Raw genomic sequence first — 9968 nt, forward strand, 5'->3', positions numbered from 1 at the left:
CATGCTTCGCGTGTTTGAACAAAGACTCGACCCCTTCCCACCCGACGAGGTACCGCCGCCCCCCGAAGGCCTGGCGCGGTTTCTGTGGGCGTGCACACGGGGCGCCCGCGGCTACATCCTTGCGTTTGCGCTGCTCAGCGCCGGTGTGTCGATCTACGAAGCCTGGCTGTTTTCCTTCCTCGGTCAGGTCGTGGATCTGCTCTCGACCTGGCAAGCCGGTGGTGAGGCGGCGGCGCAGGAAAGTCGCGTGCTATGGGGCATGGGCATCGTCATGGTGGCGAGCATCGGGCTGGTGGCATTGCGGACCATGGTGCAGCACCAGGTATTGGCGATCAATCTGCCGTTGCGGCTGCGTTGGGACTTTCACCGCCTGATGCTGCGCCAAAGCCTGTCGTTTTTTTCCGATGAGTTCTCCGGCCGGGTCACCACCAAGGTGATGCAGACTGCGCTGGCCGTGCGCGACGTGCTGTTCACTCTGATCGAGATCGCACCCGGCATCGGCGTGTATTTCATTGCGATCATCGCATTGGCCGGCGGCTTCGCCCTGAAACTGATGCTGCCTTTCGTGGCCTGGATCGTGTTGTTCGGGCTGGCCATGCTCTACTTCGTGCCCCGCTTGGGCAAAGTCGGACAGGAACAGGCCCATGCGCGCTCCTCGATGACCGGACGGATCTCCGACGCCTACACCAACATCACCACCGTGAAGCTGTTCTCCCACTCCAACCGTGAAGCGCACTTCGCGCGCGCGGCCATGGAGGACTTCAAGCAGACCGGCTTTCGCCAGATGCGCCTGGTCAGCCAATTCGAAATCGTCAACCAGGCGTTGGTGGTGGGCTTGATCATGGCTGCAGGCGGTTATGCACTGTGGCTGTGGCACCAGGGTGACGTCGGCGCCGGTGCCGTGGCGGCGATTACCGCCATGGCGTTGCGTATCAACGGCATGTCGCATTGGATCATGTGGCAAATGACCTCGCTGTTCGAGAGCATCGGCACCTTGCAGGACGGCATGGCCACCCTGACCCGCGGCCCCAAGGTGCAGGATGCGCCGGACGCCGCGGTGCTGGCGACCACTGGCGGAGCGGTCACCTTCGACAAGGTGAGCTTCAACTACAACGGTGAACGCCAGGTGCTCGATGGCTTGAGCCTGAACATTCGCCCGGGCGAGAAAATCGGCCTGGTAGGCCGCTCCGGCGCGGGCAAATCCACGCTCATCAACTTGCTGCTGCGTTTCTATGATGTCGACAGCGGGCAGATTCGCATTGACGGGCAAGACATTGCCCACGTGACGCAGGACAGCCTGCGCAGCGCCATCGGCATGGTCACCCAGGATACCTCCCTGCTGCACCGCTCCATTCGCGACAACATCGCCTATGGCCGACCCGATGCCAGCGACGCACAAATCCGCCGAGCCGCGGCCAATGCCCAGGCCGATGAGTTCATCAGCCAACTGAGCGACCGCCAGGGTCATAGCGGCTACGACACCTTGGTGGGCGAGCGCGGCATCAAGCTTTCGGGCGGCCAGCGCCAGCGCATCGCGATTGCTCGTGTGATGCTCAAGAACGCCCCGATCCTGCTCCTCGACGAGGCGACCAGTGCGCTGGATTCGGAAGTCGAAGTGGCCATCCAGGAAAGCCTCGATGAAATGATGCAGGGTAAAACTGTCATCGCCATTGCTCATCGACTGTCGACGATTGCGGCGATGGATCGACTGATTGTCATGGATGATGGACGCATCATTGAACAGGGTACCCACGCTGAATTGCTCGCCAAGAACGGTATTTATGCGCGGCTGTGGCACCATCAGAGTGGCGGATTCCTGGGTGAGGACCGGGGGGTGACGGAGGACATGGATCAGGTATGAGCGCTGAGCGCTTGGGGATGATCTGCAAGCGGGTGTTTTGGGTCGGAAGCTGCTCTGCTTCCGACCCGATTTATCTTGGAAAAATGGGGTCTATCCCACGCCAGTTACGAACGTCTATCTAGGGTCGATGACATCCAGCGCCCGGTTTGCCAATAGCTGACCCAGCTCGATCAACTGCTGCAGCCCTAGTGCAACATGCCGTCGAGAATCCTCCAGGTCGAACGCCAAATCGCCGGCCATGGCATTGGCGGAGGCCAAGGTTTCGCTGAGATTGGCCAACAGGCTTTCAGCATCGACATCCTCCACGACGGTGAATAGCTGCTCCGGAGGTGGCTTCTTGTCAGGCTGGGCGGGCTTGGGGTTCAGATAGGAATCGATAACGCGTTCGGCGTTGGCGTCGGCTGCGATGTCCAGGTGCAGCGGTGGAACGGGTGGGTCGGGGATGAGTTTGTCCATATGGACCTCCTAACGTCAGTCGGATCCGCCACTGTTCGCGACTAAACGAAATGGGGTGGCGGCTGTGCGCAGGTTAGTCGACCGGGACGTTAGGAAACCGGCGCACCCGAAAGTGCCCTGCGCACAGCCACCATAAAATCAGCGAGAAAACCGTAGCCTGACTTCAAGGAGACCTTGCGCCTAACGAAATACCGAGCGACTAAACCCGACCGCTGAATTGGCAGCGGTGGACAAAGACTAGGCACCGGAATCAGCAGGCGCAAGAGGCTGGAATTTTCTAGGAAATGTCCTGCAAGTCAATGGGGAATATTCGCTCCGTCGATTCCTACGACAAGCTCGTTCAACCATTCCCCCACCGAAGCGCTGCGCGACGGGTGCGATATGATTGGGAGACGGTTGCGGGCGCAAGCTGCGGAGCGAGGGGAAATGAACGATCTTGGATCGCCCTCTCCACTCGACTAATATTTCTGTAATAAATTGGGATCATTCACGCCCTCGGGAACATACGTACTCCCCTGGCCAACGTAAAAATCATTTGGCTTGGCCGATTCGGCATAAGCTTCGATTTCATTGAGACTCATGCTCGGATCCGCCTCAAGAGCCGCCTTGAAGTTTTGTGTCGTCGTTATTGAATTATCCCAATTGAGTTGGCTTTCTTCTGAAACCAGTCCAGAAGGAGCTAAAGTCTTGATGCAATTTTCACCACACTTCTCTCCCTCGACAACATCCCTCCAGTGAGGTCCAAAAGTAAAGACGGCAAAATACATTGTTTTCGCCTTGACTTTATCAATACCAAGATCGATGAGCGCGTAATAAAACATCCGATGCGTTTCAACCCACGACCGGACCCGATTTTCTTCGTAGCAATAATGATCATGAACAATTGCCGCTTTCAAGAAAGACGCGTCGTAAGCATCGCCTATTATAGGTTGCGCCCATTTGGGGATCGACGCGCCATCCGTGGTTCCTGACTCATGATTGCCTGCTTTCCAAATATCGGTTTGCCAAACCAAGCCATTTGGCGATTTGAACGTAAGCATCGATCCTAACTGACACTTTCGCTCCTTGGTAAATTGGCAGCCTTCAGGGAGTAGCTTCAGCTCTCCTGTAAATTGACTCGCAAAAAGTGTATTCGAGGCACTCATCAACAGTACCAGAAATGCCATGGCCCTACGCATATCGCCCCTCTCCTTGTTCGATATAACAATTAGCCAACTTAAATAATTTTTTATAGCGCTTAGCGCCTCACGTACAACAAGTTCATCAGGGGGTGCCAGTGGACTATAGCAGTCAATTTTCCAGGCAGATCCCAACTTCAAATGGCTCAGCCAATTAATACAATAGATGTCATAATCCAAGCCTGCTCATACCAGAGACGGATCAATGACCACCGAACGCTACGACCAACTCGCCATCTTCGCCGCCGTAGCCCAGGAGCGCAGCTTCACCCGCGCAGCGGCCAAACTGGGCATGTCGCAACCGGCGCTGAGCCGGGCGATGCGTCAGTTGGAGGAGCGGCTGGGGGTCAGGTTGTTGTCGCGAACCACTCGAAGTGTCGCCCCGACCGAAGCCGGTGAACACCTGCTGCGGGTGGTCGCGCCGCGCTTCGAGGAGATCGATAACGAGATGGCGATGCTCAGTGAGTTTCGCGATAAGCCGGCGGGTAAGTTGCGCATCACTGCCGGTGAGCACTCCGCAATCACGATCCTGCAATCCGTTCTCGCCAGGCTGCTACCTGACCATCCCGACCTCAACATCGAAATCATCGTCGACTATGGCTTTACCGATATCGTCGCGGAGGGTTTCGATGCCGGTGTGCGGCTGGGTCCGCAGGTGGCCAAGGACATGATTGCCCTGCGCATCGGCCCTGACATGCGCATGGCGGTGGTGGGCTCGCCGGCGTATTTCGCCCGGCATGCCAAGCCGGTCATCCCAGACGACCTCACGGCGCACAATTGCATCAACCTGCGCATGCCGACCCATGGCGGCCTCTACGTCTGGGAGTTCGAGAAACAGGGGCAGGAATTGAACGTCCGCGTGGAAGGCCAGTTGGTGTTCAACACCATCGCGATGCGCCTGGAGGCTGCGCTTCAAGGCTTGGGGTTGGCCTTCATGCCGGAGGACCTGGTGCAGGATGCTGTCGCGCAAGGCCGGTTGATTCGGGTGCTGGAAGATTGGTGCGAGCCGTTTTCCGGCTACCACCTCTACTATCCCAGTCGCCGCCAAAGTTCACCGGCCTTCACGCTGCTGCGCGAAGCCTTGCGCTACGAGGGTTGACTGGCCTGGACGGTGTCCAATGCTTCGGCGGCGCGCTTGGCCGCGGCGGCATCGCCCTGCTCGCCCAGTAGCTGGATCAGTTGCCGCAGTTGCGCGGCGCTCAAGCCGACGCGCAGGCTGGCGGCCATGTGCGAGCGCAGTTGTGACTCCACACCGGGGGTGACCGCCAGCGCGGCGACTGTCGCCAGCTCACGGCTTTGCCAGTCCAGGTTGTCACGCTCGAAAATGTCGCCGAACAGGTGCGTCTGCAAGTACTGGTTGATGACTGGGACGAAGTCGAACAACGGTCCCTGGACGGGCGCACCGGCAATGCGCGTCTGATTGGCCTTGCCCGCCGCCAGCAGCGCATCGCCGGTAGGGATCAGGCGAACGGGCTCGCGCCCCGGGTCGTCCTGGACGCCGCGTTGCTTGCGCGCCTGCACCACTTTCATCAATTCGCCGAGGGCGTTGAGGCTGCGGGGAAAGCCACTGTAGGCGTAAAGCTGCACCAGGATTTCCTTCGCCTCACTGACGGAGAGGCCGGCATCCAGCCCTTGATTCAAGGCGGTATTGAGGCCGGGCATGTTGCTCGTCGCCATGGCGGCGGCAATCAGCGGGATGGCTTGCTGCTTGGTCGATAGGGTTTGCGAAACCGCCACGGCATCCGGCTTGGTCGATGGCGTCGACACTCCAGCGGCGCTGTATTGTTCTTCGCTGACCTTCTCCAGCCACTCCACGTTTTTGCCCTCCACCGTGCCAGTCACGGCCAGGTGGGTCATGGCGCTCGTCGGCGCGGCACCATGCCAGTGCTTGACGCCAGGCGGGCAGACGATCACGTCGCCCGGGAGGATCTGCTGCACGGGCTTGCCCCATTCCTGCGTCAGACCGACACCGGAAATCACCACCAAGCGCTGCCCAGCGGGATGGGTGTGCCAGGCCGAACGCGCGCCCGGTTCGAAGCTGACGTAGGCGCCAGAGGCATTGATGTCGTCGGTTGCCGGGAACAGAGGATCAACACGCACGCGCCCGGTGAAAGAGTCCGCCGGGCCTGCGACCGACGCTTGGCTGTCGGCCCGACTGATCTGTTGCGAAGTCCGGGACTCGCTGGTGCTTTCTGTACTGGCGGCGTCGACAAAAGGCGCCGCCGCGCATAGCGCAAAACAAAGGCTACCGGTTGAACGCAGAGTCATTTGGCTTTCCTCTCGATTGATATCGCAGAGAAGCAAATTAACCTTGCCGCATTAATCGATAAACCATGCCAATGACATAGCACTCATATCGCAATCGCATAAATCCGCTTTACTTGATCTCAACCAACCGCACTGCCTGTGATCCGTCCAGCGACAAGTGAATCACGGCGGCCTTGCTTGGGAAGTTCGGCGCGTCCTCGTCGGTATTCTCCATCACGGGAATGTCGATCAGGGTCTGCTCCCCGGTCGGGTCGCTGACCAGCTTGGCATCCAGTTTGTCGATGGCACGCCAGCTGTCGCCACCGATGCGCATCACGTCCAACAGGCTGTAGTGCGGCACACCTTCTTCGTTCTCTTCGGGCGTAAAGGCCGCCAGGTATTGGCTGTAGTTGTTGCCCATACCGAAACCCTCGATGGTGAAGACCGCAAGGGTGACCTGACTGTCCTCGCCGGTGTCCAGCGTCTGCACCAGCGTTGCTTCGGGGTAGCCGGTGGCGTAGCTGTCCTTGATGAGCGCTACCAAGTGCCCGATCTGTACTTCCAGGGCTTTCGGAACAGGTTTCGATTCAGCGGCGTGAGCCAGGGTGCAGGTAAAAAACAAGGCGACGGTCAGCAGGCGCAATTTCATGAAGGTGAGGTCCGGGATATTGGAAGATCAGCGCGCAATGGTAGCGGTTGGCCGGGGATTTGGTAGCCCATTGTTGATAGGTTTTGTGGTGGGGTGCACAACCTTGCTCGCGAAAGCGCCGGGGCAGTTCGCAATCGATGTTGGACGCCTTACCCCCACGGAGCTTCAAGCCATCGATGCACTGGAAGCAGCCTGCGCAAACCCCCGCTGCAGGTCCTCGACCAATACCTCGACATCCTCCAACCCCACATGCAAGCGCACCACCGGATTCAACGTCCGATCCTCGGCACTTTGCCGGTCCTTGGTATCAGCGACGGTCACCAAACTCTCGAACCCACCCCAGGATGCACCCAACCCGAACACCTGCAATGCGTCGATGAATCGCTCCAGATAGGCGTCGTCATTTTCGCGTAGTTCAAAGGACAGCAACCCATTGCTACCCTTGAAATCCCGCTGCCACAGCGCATGACCGGGATGCTCGGGCAGTGCCGGATGGAAGACCCGCTTCACCTGCGGCTGCGCCTGCAGCCAATGGGCGATTTCCAGTGCCTGGCGCTCATGCGTGTCCAGGCGTGGCGCGAGGGTGCGGGCGCCGCGCAGGATCAGGTAGGCGTCGTCGGGGCTGACGGTGTTGCCGAAGGTGTCGCTCATGGCCGCCAGTGCCGGCCAAGCCTGCTGCCGAGTGCACACACTGCCCATGACCACGTCGCTGTGTCCGCTCAGGTATTTGGTCAGGGCCATGATCGAGATGTCGGCGCCCAATGTCAGCGGCCGGTACAGCACGCCCGAACCCCAGGTATTGTCCACTGCCAGCAGGATGCCCCGCGGCTTGCAGAGTGCGGCGATAGCTGGCAAGTCGCAGAGTTCGTACAGCAATGAACCGGGCACTTCGGTGTAGACCATTTTGGTGTTGGCTTGCAGCCGTCCGGGCAGGTCGCTGCCGTCGGGGGCGAAGTAGTCGACCTGTATGCCGAAGGCTTCGATGAAGTCCCGGGCCACACGCCGTACCGGGGCATACACCGCATCGGTGATCAGCACATGATCGCCAGGCCGCAGGTAGGCCAGGAAGGTTTGCGCCACGGCAGCCAACCCGGTGCCGAACAGCCGAGTGCGATAGCCACCTTCCAGCTCAGTGACGAGGTCTTCCAGGGCGAAGGCCGTCGGATTGCCCCGGGCGCCATAACTCAGGACTCGCTCGCTGTCGCGCCGGGAGCGGGCGTCACGCATCTGTGCCAGGTTGTCGAACAGCACCGTGCTCAGGCGGCTGACCGGTACGTTGACGGCCCTGGCACCGGCGCCCCTTTCAGTGCGCGCGCCATGGACCAGACGGGTGCGCAGTCGCGCCTCGACAGTGCTTTGAAGCGTTCCGTGCAGTGGCTTGAGGCTGGCGATTTCCTCGTCGTTCATTTGCGCCAGCAGGCCGATTTCCCACGCAAGGTATTGGCGCGCCGCGTCCTTGTTGCCAGCGTGGCGGTCGTGAGTGAAGAACAGGAAATCGATGCACTGTGCATCCGGCAATGTGTCGGCGCCTTCTTGCAGCGCCAGGCCCGCCGAGCGCCAGGCATCTGGACCGCCGTCCAGCAAACGGACCTCAGCGTGAGGCAACTCCAGGGCCGCCAGGGCCGCGAGTCGGGGATCGTCGACCACCAACACCAGCGGCCGCTGCTCCCCCGCCAGCGCACGGGCCAATAACGGCCGGATCGACCAGCGCGCCCCGGCAATATGCCCCTTGCGATACGCCCTGCTCGAACGCAGGTCGATCAATGCCACCGCGTCATCCTTCAGGGCATCGGCCAAGGCCCGCACGCTGATCAGCGGCAGTTCTTCAGGTGCGACGATTGCTGGAACCGGTAGTGCCAAGCCACTGCTCAACCCACCCGACAATACAAAAGCCTCATGCCCCAACTGCCGCAGCCAACTGGCGATGATCGGTGCGCGAACGCCGTCGTTGTCAAACAACACCACCCGCGCCTGACGCACGCCAATATACAGGTCGGTGGATTGAATCAACTGTCCGCCCGGCGTGTGCTGCGCTCCCGGCAGCGTGCCGGCGGCAAACTCCTCGGCGGTGCGCACGTCGCAGAGAAACAGACTGCGCCCAGTGCCCGCTGCCCACTGCTCGACCTGGGTAGCCTTGACCGTAGGCACACCGGCCCGTTCGGCCAGTCGTGTCGCCGCCAAACGCTGCCCCGGCAGCGCGTTGCTTGACACCTGGTCGGCATAGCGACGCTCGCTGCCATGCTCCAGTTGCAGATCCTCCAGGTCCCAGCCTTGCGTACCGTTTTCCAAGGCATAGATCGGGTTTTTCAACCCCAGGTCGATCAGCGTCTGGGCGCCGATGATGCTACGGGTCCGGCCGGCGCAATTGACCACGATCGGCGTCTGCTCGTCCGGCACCAGGTCGTGCACCCGGTAGCCCAGCTCGCCATTGGGGCAACAGATCGAACCGGGAATGGTCATCTTGCGATACTCCTCCAACGGACGGCCGTCGAGTATCACCAACGGTTCACCCTGGGCCTGCCATTGCGCCAGTTGGCGCGCGCTGACGTGAGGCGTGTGCCGGACTGCCTCCACCTGTTCGCCAAAGGCCTTGGACGGCACGTGCACACCGGCAAACAGCTGATAGCCGGCGGCCTGCCAACCATCGGCGCCGCCCTCCAGGATGTGCACATTGGCGTAACCCAACGCTTGCAGGCGTTGCGCCGCACGTGCCGCCAGGCATGCGCCATCCTGATCATGGAGCACCAACCGAACCTGGAGGTTCGGCGCCAGCCGCCGCGCTTCCAACTCCAAACGGCTATAGGGCAGGTTCACCCCGAAAAACAGATGGGCTTCGCCATACTGGCCGTGCTCGCGCACATCAAACAGGGCGATTTCCTGCCCGTCGAACAACCACTGCTGCAACTGCTGGGGCGTTAGGGTCTGGCTCATGGGAGTCCCGCTGGAAAAATGGAGTGACTGGAACGCGAGTCGCGTCAGTGGGTGTAGGCCTTGATCGACGGCGCCATTTGCGAGGCGTTGTAATTGAGGATTCGCCCGTCAGCTTCGACGCCGTAACGGCCGTTGAGCGATTCCAGTGGCAAGCCATAGAGATGGAAATGCAGGGTCGGTTGTTCGCCTGCGACCCGAATGCCATGCAGGTCGTCACCCAGGAACGCGATGGACGTACCGGGCTGCACCACCACTTCTTTTTCCAGGTGCAACGTGGTGTAGCCAGGCTCGCGACCTTCATCGTCGCGGGTGTAGACGTAGTTGATTTCCTGGCCTTCGACGGCGCTGATGATCGCCCAGGTTTCGTGGTTGTGAGGCAGCGTGCTTTTGCCCGGCAACAGCGAGTTCAGATACAGCGTCGGGGTGTCGCCGTCGTCATTGAGGCGATAGCGAAACGCAGTGCTGCCCTGCCCTGGCACTGGTGCGGGGAAGGTGTCGAAGTTGAACAAGTCGCGGCGCTCGGCCAGGCCTTCCAGCAGGGCGACGATCTCCGCCAGCGCGGCGCGGTCGACATCGCGCTGGTGGATGACGCGCACTTTCTGCAGGAAGTCTTCGATGACATCTGGGCGGTTGAAAATACTCATGA

Annotated in this window: 8 protein-coding genes; 2 read left to right on the forward strand and 6 right to left on the reverse strand. The window is 60.5% G+C overall.

Annotated elements, in window-relative coordinates:
• The first annotated feature begins 1 nt into the window (after nt 1).
• A complete protein-coding gene (locus AB4O22_RS12755; protein WP_028237060.1) occupies nt 2–1861 on the forward strand; it encodes an ABC transporter ATP-binding protein in 1860 nt (619 codons plus the stop codon).
• Between the two features lie 114 nt (nt 1862–1975).
• On the opposite strand, the gene AB4O22_RS12760 is transcribed toward AB4O22_RS12755, so the two are convergent.
• Both AB4O22_RS12760 and AB4O22_RS12765 read right to left on the reverse strand, forming a co-directional pair.
• Nucleotides 1976–2317, reverse strand: coding sequence for a DUF6124 family protein (locus tag AB4O22_RS12760; protein ID WP_013693177.1), 342 nt, complete (start codon nt 2315–2317; stop codon nt 1976–1978).
• A 458-nt stretch (nt 2318–2775) separates the two neighbouring features.
• On the reverse strand, nt 2776–3483 hold the full coding sequence (locus AB4O22_RS12765; protein ID WP_460158250.1) for a DUF1353 domain-containing protein: 708 nt from the start codon (nt 3481–3483) through the stop codon (nt 2776–2778).
• 217 nt (nt 3484–3700) lie between these two features.
• Between AB4O22_RS12765 and AB4O22_RS12770 the strand changes: the two genes are divergently transcribed.
• Entirely contained in the window at nt 3701–4594 is an 894-nt protein-coding gene (locus AB4O22_RS12770) for a LysR family transcriptional regulator (protein WP_053162476.1), read from the forward strand.
• Here the strand turns inward: AB4O22_RS12770 and AB4O22_RS12775 are convergent.
• The 4 genes from AB4O22_RS12775 to AB4O22_RS12790 all read right to left on the reverse strand — a co-directional run bounded on the left by AB4O22_RS12775 (nt 4582) and on the right by AB4O22_RS12790 (nt 9966).
• Nucleotides 4582–5763 carry a (R)-mandelonitrile lyase gene (locus tag AB4O22_RS12775; RefSeq protein ID WP_460096423.1) on the reverse strand — a complete coding sequence of 394 codons (1182 nt, stop codon included), beginning with the start codon at nt 5761–5763 and terminating at the stop codon, nt 4582–4584. The two genes, AB4O22_RS12770 and AB4O22_RS12775, sit on opposite strands and share 13 nt — an antisense overlap.
• Before the next feature lie 109 nt (nt 5764–5872).
• The gene (locus AB4O22_RS12780) at nt 5873–6391 is read right to left on the reverse strand and encodes a hypothetical protein (RefSeq protein ID WP_460096424.1); all 519 of its coding nucleotides are present in this window, start codon (nt 6389–6391) and stop codon (nt 5873–5875) included.
• A 165-nt stretch (nt 6392–6556) separates the two neighbouring features.
• Nucleotides 6557–9322 carry a cystathionine beta-lyase gene (gene metC, locus AB4O22_RS12785; protein WP_460096425.1) on the reverse strand — a complete coding sequence of 922 codons (2766 nt, stop codon included), beginning with the start codon at nt 9320–9322 and terminating at the stop codon, nt 6557–6559.
• A gap of 44 nt (nt 9323–9366) precedes the next feature.
• The gene (locus tag AB4O22_RS12790; protein WP_223471808.1) at nt 9367–9966 is read right to left on the reverse strand and encodes a cysteine dioxygenase family protein; all 600 of its coding nucleotides are present in this window, start codon (nt 9964–9966) and stop codon (nt 9367–9369) included.
• Between the last annotated feature and the right edge of the window lie 2 nt (nt 9967–9968).

It is taken from the genome of Pseudomonas sp. S3_B11, from assembly GCF_054667715.1.